This window comes from Microbacterium zouquanmingi (genome assembly GCF_052266675.1).
Taxonomy (GTDB): Bacteria; Actinomycetota; Actinomycetes; order Actinomycetales; family Microbacteriaceae; genus Microbacterium.
In genome coordinates, this window is record NZ_JBQPRA010000003.1 from 254,309 (window position 1) to 269,439 (window position 15,131).

The following is a 15,131-nucleotide window of genomic DNA, read 5'->3' on the forward strand; positions in this document are numbered from 1 at the left end:
GACGGTGGAGACGGTGGAGACGGTGGAGACGGTGGAGACGGTGGAGACGGTGGAGACGGTGGAGACGCCAGCGAGAACTCAGGCGTCGAGCCGGTAGAGCCAGCCGTGTTTGTCGGTCGCGCGCCCGTACTGGATGTCGGTGAGCTCTTCGCGCAGCGAGAGCGCAAGGTCGCCGGTCGGCTGCTCCTCTTCGAAATCAGCCGTGACGAGAGCGCCGATCGGGGTGACGACAGCGGCGGTGCCGCATGCGAACACCTCGATGATGTCGCCCGATGCCACACCGTCTCGCCATTCCTGCAGCGAGACAGCGCGACGCTCGACGGTGTGCCCGCGGTCCTCTGCGAGTTGCAGCAGTGAGTCGCGAGTGATGCCCTCAAGGATGCTGTCGGACTGCGGCGTGACGATACGTCCGTCCTTGTACACGAATACGACGTTCATGCCGCCGAGCTCTTCGACGTTGCCGTCCTGGTCGAGGAACACGACCTGGTCACAGCCCTTGTCATAGGCCTCAGCCTGCGGCAGCAGGCTCGACGCGTAGTTGCCGCCCGTCTTCGCCGCCCCCGTGCCGCCCTTGCCGGCGCGGGTGTAGGTCTCGGACAGCCAGATGCGCACCGGCTTCACTCCACCCTTGAAGTACGAGCCGGCCGGGCTCGCGATCAGATAGTACGCAACCTTCTGCGCCGGACGAACGCCGAGGAACGCCTCTTTCGCGAACATGAATGGCCGCAGGTACAGACTCTGGTCTGCTCCCGACGGCGTCCAGGCCGCGTCGACGGCGATGAGCTCGCGCAGCGACTGCAGGAAGTACTCGGTCGGAAGCTCTGGGAGCGCCATCCGGCGCGCGCTGCGCTGCATGCGTTCCGCGTTCGACTGAGGCCGGAAGGTGTGGATCGAACCATCGGCATGACGATACGCCTTGATCCCTTCGAAGACTTCCTGACCATAGTGCAGCACTGCCGCAGCCGGGTCGAGCGGGATCGGCCCGTAAGGCTGCACCCTGGGGCGGTGCCAGCCGCCACGCGCCGACCAGCAGATGTCGACCATGTGGTCGGTGAAGACCGTGCCGAATCCTGGGTTCTTGAGAGCCTCTTCGCGCTCGGCGGGAGCCTTCGCGGCGAGATTCTTGGTCACAGCGAACTCGAGCGGGGCGAGTTCGGTTTCGATCGGTGTCATTTCACATCCTGCGTTCGTTGCGGCGGCGCTCGCGTGCCTCCAGATTACGCCTGGAGCTTTGCGATGATGGCGTCGCCGACCTGTGTGGTTGTCCTCGAGCCGTCCCGTTCGGAGATGTCGGCTTCCACAGCGCTGGCGATTCGAGCGGCTTCCTCGGTGAGCCCGAGATGATCGAGCAGCAGTGATGCCGACAGAATCGCCGCAGTGGGGTCGGCTTTCTGCTGTCCTGCGATGTCAGGGGCCGAGCCGTGAACGGGTTCGAAAATCGAGGGGAATTCGCCTGAGGGATTGATGTTGCCCGACGCGGCGAGGCCGATGCCACCGGTGACGGCACCTGCCAGATCCGTGAGAATGTCGCCGAAGAGGTTGTCGGTGACGATCACATCGAAGCGGGACGGGTTCGTGACCAGGAAGATCGTCGCCGCGTCGACGTGAAGATAGTCTACGGCCACGTCAGGATGCTCCGCAGCCACTTCGTTCACGATGCGCTGCCACATTCCCCCAGCGTTCACGAGCACGTTCGTCTTGTGCACGAGGCTCAGCTTGCGCCGACGGCGCTCTGCGAGCTCGAAGGCGTGACGAACCAGGCGCTCGACGCCGTAGGCGGTGTTGACGCTGGTCTCGATGGCGACCTCGTGCACTGTACCGCTGCGGATCGCACCGCCGTTGCCCGTGTAGGGCCCTTCAGTACCTTCACGCACGACGACGAAGTCGATCTCGCCCGGGTTGGAGAGCGGACCGGGAGCACCGGCGTACAGCTTCGACGGCCGCAGGTTCACGTAGTGGTCGAGGGAGAACCGCAGCTTCAGGAGCAGCTCGCGTTCGATGCTGACGTTCTTCAGTCGCCGGTCACCGGGCTGGCCACCGACAGCACCGAGAAGCACGGCATCCTGTGTCTTGATCGAATCGAGGTCCTCATCGGTGAGGATGTCACCGGTGTCGAGGTAGCGCGCTGCTCCCAGTACGAAGCGAGTCTTCTCGAAGGTCACATCGCTGTTCGCGGTGACGGTGTCGAGGACACGTTCGGCCTCAGCGATGACCTCTGGACCGATACCATCGCCCGGGATGATTGCCAGCTTCACGACACGCGACATGCGCACTCCTTGCATCGGGGTTCCCTGCGCACGACGACGGGCAGGTGATCCCAGCGTACTGTCAGCGCGGACGTGCCACGCGCAATGTGGCAGCGGCGATGACTCCGGCGACGACGACCAAAGCTGCACCGATCAGAGCGGTGATAGTCACCCCGGAATCGAAAGCGGCTGCTGCCGCGGTCCACAGTGCACTGCTGAGCGGTTCATCAAGCTGCTGCGCAGCCGTGTAGGCACCTGCGAGAGTCTCGCGCGCTGCCGCCGCCGCATCCGCGGGGATGGCTTCCGGAACGACGAGAGCGCCCCGGTAGAACGCCGTGATGATCCCACCGAGCACCGCGGTCCCGAGTACGGCGCCGAGTTCATACGCAGTCTCGGAGACGGCACTCGCGGCACCCGCTTTCGAGGCTGGGGCACTCGAGAGAATCAGCTCGTTGGAGATCGTCTCGGCTGCGCCGATTCCGATCCCCAGCACCACGAATGCCAGCACGAGCGGCATCACGCCATGTCCTTCGGTCGTGAACGCCACCAGGATGTAGCCGATCACTGAGAACGCGAGGGCTGCGGGCACGACGATGTGCGGAGGCACCCGACGCGAGATCGGGACAACCGTCAGCCCGGCTACGATGACCGCGATCATGCCGGGCACGAGTGCGAGTCCTGCCAACATTGGCGACATGCCAAGCACGAGCTGAAGATGCTGCGGCACGAAGTACAAGAATCCGACCAGCGCCACCACGCTCAGCAGGTTCACGAGGATCGCACCGGAGAACGTCCCCCGACGGAACAGGGCCATGTCGAGCATCGGGATCGGTGCGCGAAGCTGGCGACGCACGAACATCACGCCCATGACGGTGCCCCCCAGTGCCCACGCAGTGGCGATCAGCGTCGGGCCGTCCACAGCGAAGGACTTGATGGCGTAGACGACCGTAATCATCGCAGCCATCGAGAGCAGGATGCTGATCGGGTCGATCCTCCCAGGATTCGGGTCGCGGCTCTCTGGCACGAGCAGCGGCGCGGCGATCAGAAGCGGAATAAGCACCGGCACGGCGATGAGGAACACAGATCCCCACCCGAAGTGCTCCAGCAGAAAACCGCCGACGATCGGACCGAGCGCAGAACCCGCAGAGAACGCGGATGCCCAGACAGCGATGGCCATGCGGCGCTGGTCTCGGTTCTGGAAGATCGAGCGCAGCAGCGACAGCGTTGACGGCATGAGCATCGCACCGAAGAATCCGAGCATCACACGCGCTGCGATCAGGAGCTCAGCGGTGGGCGCGAACGCGGCGAGCACGGATACTGCCGCGAATCCCGTCGCGCCGATCAGAAGCATCCGTCGGCGTCCGAACCGGTCCCCGAGCGTTCCCATCGTCACGAGGAGCCCCGCCAGCACGAGCGGGTAGGCGTCGATGATCCACAGCTGCTGCGCACCGGAAGGCGAAAGAGCCAGCGAGATCTCGGGCAGCGCAAAGCTCAGCACGGTGTTGTCGACAGAGACGAGCAGCACCGGGAGCATGAGGACGACGAGCGCCAACCATCCGCGCGCGCCTGCGCGCGGTGCGTTAAAGCCAGCGGTGTCCGTCGACGGAGAGTTGGTCATGAGTTCCTCATCAGAGATGACGATCCTGTTACTAAACCGTCCGGCTGGTATAGTAACAGATATGTCTCGCCCTCCCCTGGCACGCGAACGCGTCCTGGACGCCTTTGAAGTGATCCTCATCGAGGACGGCGAACGGACGGCCACTCTGGATGCCACCGCGAAGTCGGCGGGAGTGTCCAAGGGCGGGCTGCTATATCACTTCGCTTCGAAGGACGATCTCGCTGCGGGCATGATCACACGCCTGGAGCGTCTCGTCGAAGCAGATCTCGAAGAGATGGCTGCGGCATCCGAAGGCCCTGTCGCGTATTACATCCGCACATCCGTCATGGAGAACGAGCCGCTCGACCGCGCGCTCATCGCCGTCTCGCGCCTCGCGCAGGGCGGATCACCCGACGCTGTGCGCGCACTGCGCGACACCCGGCGCAGCTGGGGCGAGGCGATCAGGCCGCATGTGCGCGACGAGACCGCGCTCGACCTCGTACTCCTCGTCAGTGACGGGCTGTACTTCAACAACTCGCTCGACGCGCAGGGCCTTGAGCCGCTGGTCCCCCGCGATGCCGAGCTGCGCGCGCTGGTGGATCTGGTCACGCGCGCAGCCACGTGAGTCGGCTCAGACCTCGGCGATCTCGATCTGCTTCATGAGTGTGGCCTCGATAGCCTCACCGACCTCGGCGAGCAGCTCATCCGGAACCCGGGAGTCGACGGTGAGAACGGTGAGCGCCTCGCCACCGGCGGCACGGCGAGCGACCTGCATGCCGGCGATGTTGATGCCTGCGTCACCGAACTTCTGGCCATAGACAGCGACGATGCCTGGACGATCGATGTACTGCATGACGATGTGGTTCGTCTCGATCGGAACCTCGATATCGTGACCGTTGATGCCGACGATCTTCTCCACCATTCGTGTGCCTGCGAGGGTTCCCGCGACCGAGAGAACAGTGCCATCGGCGAGGGCGCCGCGAAGCGTTGTGAGGTTGCGGTACTCGGGGCTTTCCTTCTCGACGATCAGACGCGCTTCGATGCCACGTTGTTCGGCGAACAGCGGTGCGTTGACGTATGAGACGTTCTCACTGACCACGTTGGAGAGGATGCCCTTGAGGGCTGCAAGCTTGTACACGCTCACGTCGTAGTCCGCGAGCTCGCCGCGAACCTCGATGTCGAGGGTCGTGACTGCGGAGCCTGCCAGTCCGCTGAAGATCTGTCCGAGCTTTTCGACCAGCGCGATCCCAGGACGCACGAACGGGTCGATCACGCCACCGGCGACGTTCACCGCATCCGGGACGAGGTCTCCTTCGAGCGCGAGCTTGACCGAGCGGGCCACCGAAATGCCCGCCTTCTCCTGCGCGTCGTCGGTCGAGGCTCCCAGGTGCGGGGTGACGACGACGTTCGGCAACGCGAGCAGGTCGTGTGCAGAGCCGCCCTCTGCAGGGGGCTCGGAGGTGAACACGTCGAGGCCGGCCCCGGCGATCTCGCCGTTCTGCAGGGCGGTGCGCAGTGCGACCTCGTCGATCAGGCCGCCACGGGCGACGTTGATGACGTACGCCGTGTTCTTCATCGCAGCGAATTGCTCTGCGCTGATCATTCCCGTGGTCTCGGGGGTCTTCGGCATGTGGATGGTGAGGAAGTCGACCTCGGCCACGAGCTCATCGAGGGTGCGCAGCTCGACACCGAGCTGCTGGGCGCGAGCACTTGTCACGTAGGGGTCGTACGCCACGATCTTCATGCCGAACGACTGCATGCGCGCGGCGACGAGCGCGCCGATGCGACCGAGGCCGACAATGCCGAGCGTCTTGTCGAACAGCTCGGTGCCGGTGTACGAGCTGCGCTTCCACGCTCCGCCTGCGAGCGATGCGTTGGCGGCGGGCACGTGGCGGGCAAGGCTCAGGATGTGAGCGCAGGTGAGCTCTGCGGCAGAGATGATGTTCGAGGTCGGGGCGTTGACCACCATGACCCCGGCCTTGGTCGAAGCCGCGATGTCTACGTTGTCGAGGCCGACGCCGGCACGTGCGATCACCTTGAGCTTGGGGGCGTGGCCGAGAGCCTCAGCATCCATCTTGGTCGCCGAGCGCACCAAGACCGCGTCTGCATCTGCCAGCGCCGAGAACAGCGTTTCTCTATCCGTGCCGTCCACCTGACGGACGTCGAAGTCGGGGCCGAGCGCCTCGATCGTTGCGGGTGAGAGGACTTCGGCAATGAGCACGACGGGCTTTGGCACAGGCGGATCCTTCGAGTTGGCGGCACAGCGCGGATGGGGATCGATGCGCCGCACACCGTCGGGGGCGCGATCGTGTCCACCCTACCTGAGCCTTGCGCCCACTCCGTTCATGTGACGCGCGGGGTCACGAGGTCAACGACAGCGGGTTGACCGCACTGAGGGCGACGACGTTGATCCAGAACACCGCGACCAACCCGAGCCCCGCAATCATCACCACGCTGAGCTCCAGCGCAGTGCGCCGTCTGCCGAGAGCGAATGCCCCGGCGAACACGAGGATCGGGAACAGCACCGAGAAGATCAGCACGAACCAGCCGTACGCGTTCAGCCCCAGCTGCGCGAATGTCACGAGATACGCGATCGCATTCCACACACCGTAGGCGTAGAAGAGACCTGCGGCACCGATGATGATCGTCTTCAGAATGCCCAGCGAAGGCCTGCTCTGCACAGTCTGCTCGCTCATGCTCCCACCGCCCCCGTCATAACGAATGGCCATGGCACAAGCAGCACGACCCCCACCAGGAGCCAGAGGATGCGCTGCCAGGATGGCGAGTGACGGGTGAGCAGCCATACCGCGGTGAACCACAGTGCTGGCGCCAGCACTGCCGCCCAGACGCCCACCTGGTACATCACGTTTGGGATGAGGAAGAGCGCGCCCACCTGCAGGCGGAAGCCCCCGATGATCCATCCGATCGTGTAGAGCAAGTAGATCCCGCCCATGATCCCCGCCAGCAGCAGCATTGGAGTGCTCAATGCGGGCGGTTCCTCCGAGTCGACGATGGCGCCGTCCGAACCGGAATCTTCTACCGCTGTACTGTCTTTGCCGACGGCCTTCCAGCCCTTCGGGAGTACTGGCTCGCGCTCGGCCTCGGCCGCGCTCTTCTGATCTGGGTGACCGTCATCGCCTTCCCAGGAAAGCGCGTCGTCCGCATCCGATGTCATGGCTCCAGCGTAGCTACCCGCAAGCGCTGCCGATATGCTCAGGGAGTTCACAGCATCACAAGGGGGATCCACCGTGGCAGAACACAAGAAGAAGTCGCCCGCATCCGACGTCGCAGCGACGACGGAACGTACCTGGACCCCGACCGCGGAGGCGAAGCAGAAGGCCACGATGTTCCGCTGGATCGCGGTGGTGCTCTGGGCCGTCGCGATCGCAGCCGAGGCCGTGGCCATCTTCTGGCTGCTTCGTCAGCGCGAATACGTCGGCGAGGACGGTGTCCTCGTTCGTAACGCCGACACCGGCCTGCTCGAGGAACAGGGCGTTTCCGCTCAGTTCCCGCAGTGGGCGTTCATCACCCTGATCGTGGTGCTGGTCGTGATCGCTGCGCTGTCGATCACCGGCTCTTTCCTCTGGAAGAAGGCGAACAAGCTCGATCCGGCGAAGAAGTCCGACACGGTGAGGTTCTTCGTCCAAAATCAGCTGGGCGCGATCATCGCTGTCATCGCGTTCCTGCCGCTGGTCATCCTGATCTTCCTCAACAAGGACATGGACAAGGGGCAGAAGACGACGGCCGGCATCGTCGGTGTCGTTCTCGCCATCGCTGCTGTCGCGCTCGGCATCGACTACAACCCGTCATCGGTAGAGCAGTACACCGCCGACCAGTCGACGGTCATCCAGCTGCTCGGACAGGACGAGGTCGTCTGGGTCGACGGTGGATCCGTTTACCACGTGTGCGAAGAGGTCTCCGACATCCAGACCGGCAGCGAGAAGCGCACCGGCACGACGGCGCAGGCCATCGAAGCGGGAAAGATCCGTCTGACGCTGAAGTTCGCCTCTGAGCTGCGCACGTGCGGCCTCGCGGTGCCGGAGAATGCCGACGAGATCGCTGATGCACTCCGCGCGATCCAGGGCGGAGCGGTGAACACCATGCTCCCCGCTCCCGTCTGGGCGGACCCTGCGGATGCCCCGATCGAGATTCAGGACGCGTCGGGCAGCGAGAGCGAATAGCCTCACTCGGAGTGCGTGCACTCCCCCAACGCCTCGACCAGGCGCTGTTCGGCCGCGCCGAGATGCGCGGCCAGCAGCGCCGCAGCGCGTTCGCCATCGCCTGCCGCGACAGCGTCGAGGATGTCAGCGTGCTGCGTGGCGATGTCGCGCGCATCGAGCAGTCTTCGATTCTGCACCTGCGCCATGCACAGGCGCACCTCGTCGAGCACGCTGGCATACATGCGTGAAGTCCGCGGGCTCGCGATGCCGTCGATGAGCGCAGTGTGAAAGCGAAGGTCAGGTTCGACGGTTGCAGCATCCGGTCCTGGATCCATCGCGAAGATCTCTGCGTTCGCGTGCGCGGCAGCGGGAACAACGCTCCGGCCTGCCGCAAGCTCGCGCAGGGCCGCGCTCTCCAACCTCGTGCGGGTGCGGTAGACGTCGTGCACCATCGCCGCATCGATCGCCACGAGCCGCGCGGAACGATGCGCTGTGCGCACCAACAGCCCAGAGGCGACGAGCTGTTCGATCGCTGCTTTCGCGCTGGGTCGGGCGACGCCGAAGGATGCTGAGACTTTCGCCTCGGTCAGTGCGGCGTCAGCGGCGATCTCCCCGGAGAGGATCTGCGAGCGAAGTCGACGCGTGACAGCGTCGACGACTCCGACGATGCCGAGGGGTTCATCCGTGCTTGTCACATCATGAGCCTAGACGAGACTAGACTCCCCTGTATTCTTGTCAGACAACTTTTGGAGGCTGTCGTGTCCACGACTCTCGCGCATCCGCTCGACGTTGAGCGACTCGGCTCCCAGACGGCGATCTCCTCGCGCTCAATCGACCGGTTCGCGCGAGCGCATGACGCGTCGCACTACCTCCTGATCCCCGACGCCGTCCTCACCCCGCAAGACGCCGCCGGAGTCGCTCGCACCTTCGATGCCGTGCGCGCCGCTGGGCGAACGCTCACTTTCCGTTCGGGCGGGACGAGCCTTTCTGGTCAGGCCGTATCCGGTGATGTCCTCGTCGACACTCGAAGCAATTTCCGCGGCATCCACGTCGAAGACGAAGGGCGTCTGGTTCGCGTCGAGCCGGGCGCCACCGTGCGCCAGGTCAATACGCGTCTGGCCCGCTACCGGCGAAAGCTCGGCCCTGATCCCGCGAGCGAGATCGCGTGCACGATCGGTGGCGTCATCGCGAACAACTCCAGCGGTATGGCCTGCGGTGTCACGGAGAACTCGTATCAGACGGTAGATTCGCTGCTGCTCGTGCTGCCGAGCGGAACCGTTCTCGACACCGGCGCGCCCGACGCGCTCGAGCAGCTCCAGTCCGCGGAGCCGGCCCTCGCGGAGGGCCTGCTGACTCTGCGAGAACGGCTTCTCGCCGACCCGGAGTCGGTCGAGTTCATCCTCCGACAGTTCTCGATGAAGAACACGATGGGTTACGGGCTGAACTCACTGGTCGATTTCGATGATCCGGTGAAGATTCTCGAACACCTCGTGATCGGATCCGAGGGCACCTTGGCGTTCGTCGCCGAAGCCCGGTTCCGCACTGTGGAGGTGCGCCCGCAGATCGCCACGGGACTGCTCGTCTTCGAATCCCTCGCGGATGCCATGGGAGCTCTTCCCGATCTGGTCGCGCAGCACCTCGCAACGATCGAGCTGATGGATGCCGCATCGCTCCGCGTCGCACAGGGGCTGAGCGATGTCCCCACATCCATCGCGAGCATCACGGTCGACGCGCACGCAGCGCTCCTCGTCGAGGTGCATGCGTCCGATCCGGACGAGCTCGTCGAGAAGAGCGAGCGCGCCCTGGGCCGTTTCCGCGCCCTCCCCCTCGCCGTCGAACCCGCGCTGACGACCGATGCCGCCCAGCGCGCCTCGCTGTGGAGTGTCCGCAAGGGCCTGTACACGGCCGTCGCCGGTGCCCGCCCGTCCGGCACGACCGCACTGCTCGAAGACATCGTCGTTCCGGTCGACAGGCTGCTGGCGACGTGCGAGCGGCTGATCGAGCTGTTCGCCATCCACGACTACAAAGACTGCGTCATCTTCGGCCACGCCAAAGACGGTAATGTGCACTTCCTCCTCAAGGAGCGCTTCGACGATGCGGAGAGCCTCGCGCGGTACCGCCGCTTCACCGATGATCTCGTGGACCTCGTGCTCGCACAGGCCGGGTCGCTGAAGGCTGAACACGGCACCGGACGGATCATGGCGCCGTTTGTGCGTCGCCAATACGGAGATTTCCTCACCGACCTGATGTGGGAGATCAAGCGCCTGGTCGATCCCCAGGGGATCCTGAACCCCGGGGTCGTGCTCTCCGAGGACGCCGAGTCCTACCTGCAGGACCTCAAGCGCGTGCCGACCGTCGAGAGCGAAGTCGATCGCTGTGTGGAGTGCGGATACTGCGAGCCCACGTGTCCGAGCAAGGACATCACCCTCACTCCCCGCCAGCGGATCGTCTTGCGGCGTGACATGGCGTGGGCAGAAGAGCAGGGCGATACTGAGCTCCTGAAGGATCTGCGTGCCGACTACGACTACGACGGGGTGCAGACCTGCGCCGTCGACGGGATGTGCGCGGTGGCCTGCCCGGTCGACATCAACACCGGAGATCTGGTGCGCCGGCTGCGCGCCGAAGAGGCATCGAAGCTCGAGGACGGCGTGTGGGATGCTGCAGCCCGGGGCTGGGGCGCGGTGACGCGGATCGGGGGCGTTGCGCTCACGATCGCGGATGCCTTGCCCGCTCAGCTCGTGCGCGGAGCCACGCAGCTCGGACGAGCGGTTCTCGGCGCGGATACTGTGCCGCTCTACGACGGAGACCTCCCCCGCGGCGGCTCGCCCGCCCCGAAGGCGTCGAATCCCGCTGACGCACAGGCGGTGTTCTTCGGCGCATGCATCGGGACGATGTTCGGACCGGAAGGTCATGGTGAAGGCTCGCGCGACGCCGTGCGCGCGCTGCTCGATCGCACCGGCATCCCCATTGTGATCCCAGAGGACGCAGGCAGCCTCTGCTGCGGCACACCGTGGAAGTCGAAGGGGCAGCTCTCGGGCTACGACCGGATGACCGAGCGCGTGCTCTCCAACCTCTGGGAGGCGAGCCGTCACGGCCAGCTCCCGATCGTCTGCGACGCCGCCTCGTGCACGGAGGGACTGCACGTGATGCTGGCGAAGTCGCTCGCAGAGTATCCGGAATATTCCGGAATGCGCATAGAAGATGCGACCACCTTCGTCGCGCGAGAGGTGCTCCCCCGGCTCACTGTTTCAGCGAAGCTCGAATCGATTGCGGTGCACCCGACGTGCTCGACCACCGCTCTCGGGGCGACGGGAGCGCTGACCGCACTTGCGGCAGCGGTGGCGAACGAGGTGTACGTCCCGGACGGGTGGGGATGCTGCGGATTCGCCGGCGACCGCGGGATGCTGCACCCTGAGCTCACCGAAAGCGCGACGGCCGTTGAAACGGCTGAACTGACTGAGGCCGACGCCGAGCGCGGCGGCTTCGATGCCTTCGTCTCGGCGAACCGGACCTGTGAGATCGGCATGACCCGTGCAACCGGCAAGCCCTATCGTCACGTCGTCGAGGTGCTCGAAGAACTCACCCGGTGAGTCGACGCGGAATCCCGCGGAATAATGAGAAAGGGCGCCCCGCGAGGGGCGCCCTTTCTTCGAAGCGGTGGATCAGCGCGCGGCAGAGCCGTCGACGTAATCCTCGTCCTGCTGCTTCCAAGCGAAGAGCGAACGCAGCTCCTTGCCAGTCACCTCGATCGGGTGCTTCTCTTCCTTGGCACGCAGTTCCTGGAACTCCTTCGCACCATTGTCCTGGTCCTCGATGAAGCGCTTGGCGAAGGCACCGGACTGGATGTCGGCGAGAACGCCCTGCATGTTCTCCTTGACACGAGCGTCGATCACGCGGGGACCGGAGACGTAGTCGCCGTACTCAGCAGTGTCGGAGATCGACCAGCGCTGCTTGGCGATACCGCCCTCCCACATGAGGTCGACGATGAGCTTGAGCTCGTGCAGCACCTCGAAGTAGGCGATCTGCGGCTGGTAGCCGGCCTCGACGAGCGTCTCGAAGCCGGCCTGCACGAGGTGGCTCATGCCACCGCAGAGCACAGCCTGCTCGCCGAAGAGGTCGGTCTCGGTCTCTTCGGTGAAGGTCGTCTTGATGACGCCGGCACGCGTTCCGCCGATGGCCTTCGCGTAGGAAAGCGCAAGCGCCCAGGCCTGACCCGAAGCATCCTTCTCGACGGCGATGATGTCCGGGATGCCACGGCCTGCGACGAACTCGCGGCGCACGGTGTGTCCAGGAGCCTTGGGAGCGACGAGAATGACGTCAACGCCCTCAGGAGCGTCGATGTAGCCGAAGCGAATGTTGAAGCCATGGGCGAACGCCAACGTCTTGCCCGTGGAGAGGTTCGGGGCGATCGACTCCGAGTAGATCGTGCGCTGGTGCTGGTCCGGAGCCAGGATCATGATGACGTCGGCCCAAGCGGTGGCATCCGCGACGTTCTTGACCGAGAAGCCGGCCTCCTCAGCCTTGGCGATCGACTTCGAGCCGTCCTTCAGCGCGATGGTGACCTCGACGCCCGAGTCGCGCAGGTTCATCGCGTGGGCGTGGCCCTGCGAGCCGTAGCCGACGATTGCGACCTTCTTGCCCTGGATGAGGGACAGGTCGGCGTCGTCGTCGTAGAAGATCTCAGTACTCACGTTGTATTTCTCCTTGATTGTGGTTGATCGGGACGTCGGTCCCTGAGCTTGTCGAAGGGTCAGCCGCGCAGAACGCGCTCCGTGATGCTCTTGCCACCGCGGCCGATGGCGAGAAGACCAGACTGCGCGATCTCCTTGATGCCGAAGGGCTCGAGCGCGCGCAGCAGCGCATCGACCTTGCCGCGATCTCCGGTGACCTCGATCACCAGTGCATCAGAGGCGTAGTCGACGACCGACGCGCGGAACAGGTTGACGACCTCGATCACGTTCGAGCGCGTCGTGTTGTCGGTGCGCACCTTCACCAGCACGTGCTGGCGCTGCACCGAACTCGCCGGCTCGAGCTCGACGATCTTGATGACGTTGATCAGCTTGTTCAGCTGCTTGGTCACCTGCTCGAGCGGCAGCTCTTCGACGTCGACCACCGCCGTGATGCGGGAGATGCCCGGCACTTCGGTGATACCGACCGCAAGTGATTCAATGTTGAATCCGCGTCGCGCGAAGAGTCCTGCGACGCGCGTCAGCAGGCCCGGCGTGTCCTCGACAAGGAGGCTCAGCACGTGCTTCGACATGGTTCAGATCTCCTCATCGAACGCGGGGGCATGATCGCGTGCGTACTGAATGTAGTTGTTGCTCAGGCCCTGCTGCACCATCGGCCACACCATCGCGTCGGCGGAGACGACGAAGTCGATGACGACCGGGCGATCGTTGGTCTCAAGGGCCAGTTTGATCGCGGCGTCGACGTCTTCTTCCTTCTCGACTCGGATCGCAAGGCAGCCGTATGCGTCGGCGAGCTTGACGAAGTCCGGGATCCGAATGGAGTCGTGTCCGGTGTTCAGGTCGGTGTTGGAGTACCGGCTGCCGTAGATGAGGGTCTGCCACTGGCGGACCATCCCCAGGGAGGAGTTGTTGATGATCGCAACCTTGATCGGGATGTTGTTGATCGCACAGGTGGCGAGCTCCTGGTTGGTCATCTGGAAGCAGCCGTCGCCATCGATCGACCAAACGACGCGGTCGGGCTCTGCGACCTTGGCGCCCATGGCTGCAGGGACTGAATAGCCCATCGTGCCGGCGCCACCGGAGTTCAACCAGGCGTTGGGGCGCTCATACTTGATGAACTGCGCGGCCCACATCTGGTGCTGTCCGACGCCGGCGGCGTAGATGCCCTCCGGTCCGGTCAGTTCTCCGATGCGCTGGATCACGTACTGCGGCGCGAGCAGACCGTCGCTGGGTTCCGAGTACCCGAGCGGGAACTCGTCGCGAAGGCCGTCGAGGTAGGACCACCAGTCCGAGATGTCGGGCTTGGTGGTGCCGATGGTTCCGCGGAACGCGGCATCCAGATCGATGAGGACATCGCGGACATCGCCCACGATCGGCACGTCGGCGGTGCGGATCTTGGAGATCTCGGCCGGGTCGATGTCGACGTGCACGACCTTGGCGTGCGGGGCAAACAGAGCGACCTTTCCGGTCACTCGGTCGTCGAAGCGCGCACCGAGCGAGACGATGAGGTCGGATTCCTGAAGCGCGAGCACTGCGGGGACGGTGCCGTGCATTCCAGGCATGCCGAGGTGCTGCTCGTGCGAGTCCGGGAACGCACCCCGCGCCATCAGCGTGGTCACGACGGGAGCACCCGTGGACTCTGCGAGTTCCTTCAGCTCAGCAGCCGCCCGCCCGCGAATGACACCACCACCGACATAGAGCACCGGCTTCTTCGCCTCGGCGAGCAGTGTTGCAGCGGCCTGGATCTGCTTGCCGTGCGCCTTCGTCACCGGACGGTAGCCCGGCAGATCGACCTTCGGCGGCCAGATGAACGGAGCGGTCTCCTGCTGTGCGTCCTTCGTGATGTCCACGAGCACGGGCCCAGGACGCCCCGTCGAAGCGATCTCGTACGCTGCAGCGATCGCGCCGGGGATGTCCGCGGCGTCCTTGACGAGGAACGAGTGCTTTGTGATGGGCATCGTGATTCCGACGATGTCCGCCTCCTGGAAGGCGTCCGTGCCCATCAGGCTCGAGAAGACCTGTCCGGTGATCGCAAGCAGCGGCACGGAGTCCATGTATGCGTCGGCGATCGCGGTGACCAGGTTGGTCGCGCCAGGCCCTGAGGTCGCAATGCACACGCCCACCTTGCCCGATGCCGATGCGTAGCCCTCTGCCGCGTGTCCTGCGCCCTGCTCGTGACGCACGAGGATGTGACGCAGGTCTTTGGCATCCATCAGCGGGTCGTAGACGGGGAGGATCGCACCCCCAGGAAGGCCGAACACGTCGGTCACTCCCAGCAGCTCCAGCGAACGGACGACAGCTTCTGCGCCGGTGAGCTCTGGGGCGGATGCCTTCGGGGACGGTGGCCGTGGAACGGCCGAAACAGAGTCAGCAGTCATGTCTTTCCTTGGTGATCTCAGATGTCGTCAGCGCTCGAACCTGCCATCGGTCCTGAGCCTGT

At 64.8% G+C, this 15,131-nt stretch carries 13 protein-coding genes; 3 read left to right on the forward strand and 10 right to left on the reverse strand.

Annotation, left to right across the window (positions count from 1 at the left end):
* Positions 1 to 78: 78 nt before the first annotated feature.
* The 3 genes from ACTU6V_RS08675 to ACTU6V_RS08685 all read right to left on the reverse strand — a co-directional run bounded on the left by ACTU6V_RS08675 (position 79) and on the right by ACTU6V_RS08685 (position 3,864).
* A complete protein-coding gene (locus tag ACTU6V_RS08675) occupies positions 79 to 1,173 on the reverse strand; it encodes a branched-chain amino acid aminotransferase (RefSeq protein WP_443475429.1) in 1,095 nt (364 codons plus the stop codon).
* 44 nt (positions 1,174 to 1,217) lie between these two features.
* Entirely contained in the window at positions 1,218 to 2,267 is a 1,050-nt protein-coding gene (locus ACTU6V_RS08680) for a 3-isopropylmalate dehydrogenase (protein WP_443475430.1), read from the reverse strand.
* Between the two features lie 61 nt (positions 2,268 to 2,328).
* Positions 2,329 to 3,864 (reverse strand): MFS transporter, encoded by a 1,536-nt coding sequence (locus ACTU6V_RS08685; RefSeq protein WP_443468149.1) that lies wholly within the window; start codon positions 3,862 to 3,864, stop codon positions 2,329 to 2,331.
* Positions 3,865 to 3,925: 61 nt separating this feature from the next.
* On the opposite strand from ACTU6V_RS08685, the gene ACTU6V_RS08690 reads away from it, so the two are divergent.
* Positions 3,926 to 4,468 carry a TetR/AcrR family transcriptional regulator gene (locus tag ACTU6V_RS08690; RefSeq protein WP_443475431.1) on the forward strand — a complete coding sequence of 181 codons (543 nt, stop codon included), beginning with the start codon at positions 3,926 to 3,928 and terminating at the stop codon, positions 4,466 to 4,468.
* A 6-nt stretch (positions 4,469 to 4,474) separates the two neighbouring features.
* Here ACTU6V_RS08690 and serA read toward each other — a convergent pair whose 3' ends face one another.
* The 3 genes from serA to ACTU6V_RS08705 all read right to left on the reverse strand — a co-directional run bounded on the left by serA (position 4,475) and on the right by ACTU6V_RS08705 (position 7,018).
* Entirely contained in the window at positions 4,475 to 6,079 is a 1,605-nt protein-coding gene (serA, locus tag ACTU6V_RS08695; protein WP_443468147.1) for a phosphoglycerate dehydrogenase, read from the reverse strand.
* 124 nt (positions 6,080 to 6,203) lie between these two features.
* Positions 6,204 to 6,539 (reverse strand): hypothetical protein, encoded by a 336-nt coding sequence (locus tag ACTU6V_RS08700; RefSeq protein ID WP_443468146.1) that lies wholly within the window; start codon positions 6,537 to 6,539, stop codon positions 6,204 to 6,206.
* A complete protein-coding gene (locus ACTU6V_RS08705; protein WP_443468145.1) occupies positions 6,536 to 7,018 on the reverse strand; it encodes a hypothetical protein in 483 nt (160 codons plus the stop codon). Before ACTU6V_RS08705 ends, ACTU6V_RS08700 begins: the two co-directional genes overlap by 4 nt.
* 73 nt (positions 7,019 to 7,091) lie before the next feature.
* Between ACTU6V_RS08705 and ACTU6V_RS08710 the strand changes: the two genes are divergently transcribed.
* Positions 7,092 to 8,024, forward strand: a complete 933-nt coding sequence (locus ACTU6V_RS08710) for a hypothetical protein (protein WP_443468144.1) — start codon at positions 7,092 to 7,094, stop codon at positions 8,022 to 8,024.
* Positions 8,025 to 8,026: 2 nt separating this feature from the next.
* Here ACTU6V_RS08710 and ACTU6V_RS08715 read toward each other — a convergent pair whose 3' ends face one another.
* Positions 8,027 to 8,698, reverse strand: a complete 672-nt coding sequence (locus ACTU6V_RS08715) for a GntR family transcriptional regulator (RefSeq protein WP_443468143.1) — start codon at positions 8,696 to 8,698, stop codon at positions 8,027 to 8,029.
* Positions 8,699 to 8,701: 3 nt separating this feature from the next.
* On the opposite strand from ACTU6V_RS08715, the gene ACTU6V_RS08720 reads away from it, so the two are divergent.
* Complete coding sequence (locus ACTU6V_RS08720) at positions 8,702 to 11,593, forward strand: FAD-binding and (Fe-S)-binding domain-containing protein (RefSeq protein ID WP_443468142.1); 2,892 nt, start codon at positions 8,702 to 8,704, stop codon at positions 11,591 to 11,593.
* 72 nt (positions 11,594 to 11,665) lie between these two features.
* Here ACTU6V_RS08720 and ilvC read toward each other — a convergent pair whose 3' ends face one another.
* Genes ilvC through ACTU6V_RS08735 form a run of 3 tightly spaced genes read right to left on the reverse strand, consistent with a single transcriptional unit; the run spans position 11,666 to position 15,069 of the window.
* Positions 11,666 to 12,694, reverse strand: a complete 1,029-nt coding sequence (ilvC, locus tag ACTU6V_RS08725; RefSeq protein ID WP_443468141.1) for a ketol-acid reductoisomerase — start codon at positions 12,692 to 12,694, stop codon at positions 11,666 to 11,668.
* 59 nt (positions 12,695 to 12,753) lie between these two features.
* Positions 12,754 to 13,263, reverse strand: coding sequence for an acetolactate synthase small subunit (gene ilvN, locus ACTU6V_RS08730; RefSeq protein WP_443468140.1), 510 nt, complete (start codon positions 13,261 to 13,263; stop codon positions 12,754 to 12,756).
* Between the two features lie 3 nt (positions 13,264 to 13,266).
* Entirely contained in the window at positions 13,267 to 15,069 is a 1,803-nt protein-coding gene (locus tag ACTU6V_RS08735; RefSeq protein ID WP_443468139.1) for an acetolactate synthase large subunit, read from the reverse strand.
* Between the last annotated feature and the right edge of the window lie 62 nt (positions 15,070 to 15,131).

What these genes read in the sequence shown, in the direction of transcription:
- ACTU6V_RS08675 (WP_443475429.1), bottom strand. Translation starts at nt 1,173, where the DNA reads ATGACACCGATCGAAACCGAACTCGCCCCGCTCGAGTTCGCTGTGACC.
- ACTU6V_RS08685 (WP_443468149.1), bottom strand. Translation starts at nt 3,864, where the DNA reads ATGACCAACTCTCCGTCGACGGACACCGCTGGCTTTAACGCACCGCGC.
- ACTU6V_RS08720 (WP_443468142.1), top strand. Translation starts at nt 8,702, where the DNA reads ATGAGCCTAGACGAGACTAGACTCCCCTGTATTCTTGTCAGACAACTT.
- ilvN (WP_443468140.1), bottom strand. Translation starts at nt 13,263, where the DNA reads ATGTCGAAGCACGTGCTGAGCCTCCTTGTCGAGGACACGCCGGGCCTG.
- ACTU6V_RS08705 (WP_443468145.1), bottom strand. Translation starts at nt 7,018, where the DNA reads ATGACATCGGATGCGGACGACGCGCTTTCCTGGGAAGGCGATGACGGT.
- ACTU6V_RS08735 (WP_443468139.1), bottom strand. Translation starts at nt 15,069, where the DNA reads ATGACTGCTGACTCTGTTTCGGCCGTTCCACGGCCACCGTCCCCGAAG.
- ACTU6V_RS08690 (WP_443475431.1), top strand. Translation starts at nt 3,926, where the DNA reads ATGTCTCGCCCTCCCCTGGCACGCGAACGCGTCCTGGACGCCTTTGAA.
- ACTU6V_RS08700 (WP_443468146.1), bottom strand. Translation starts at nt 6,539, where the DNA reads ATGAGCGAGCAGACTGTGCAGAGCAGGCCTTCGCTGGGCATTCTGAAG.
- ACTU6V_RS08680 (WP_443475430.1), bottom strand. Translation starts at nt 2,267, where the DNA reads ATGTCGCGTGTCGTGAAGCTGGCAATCATCCCGGGCGATGGTATCGGT.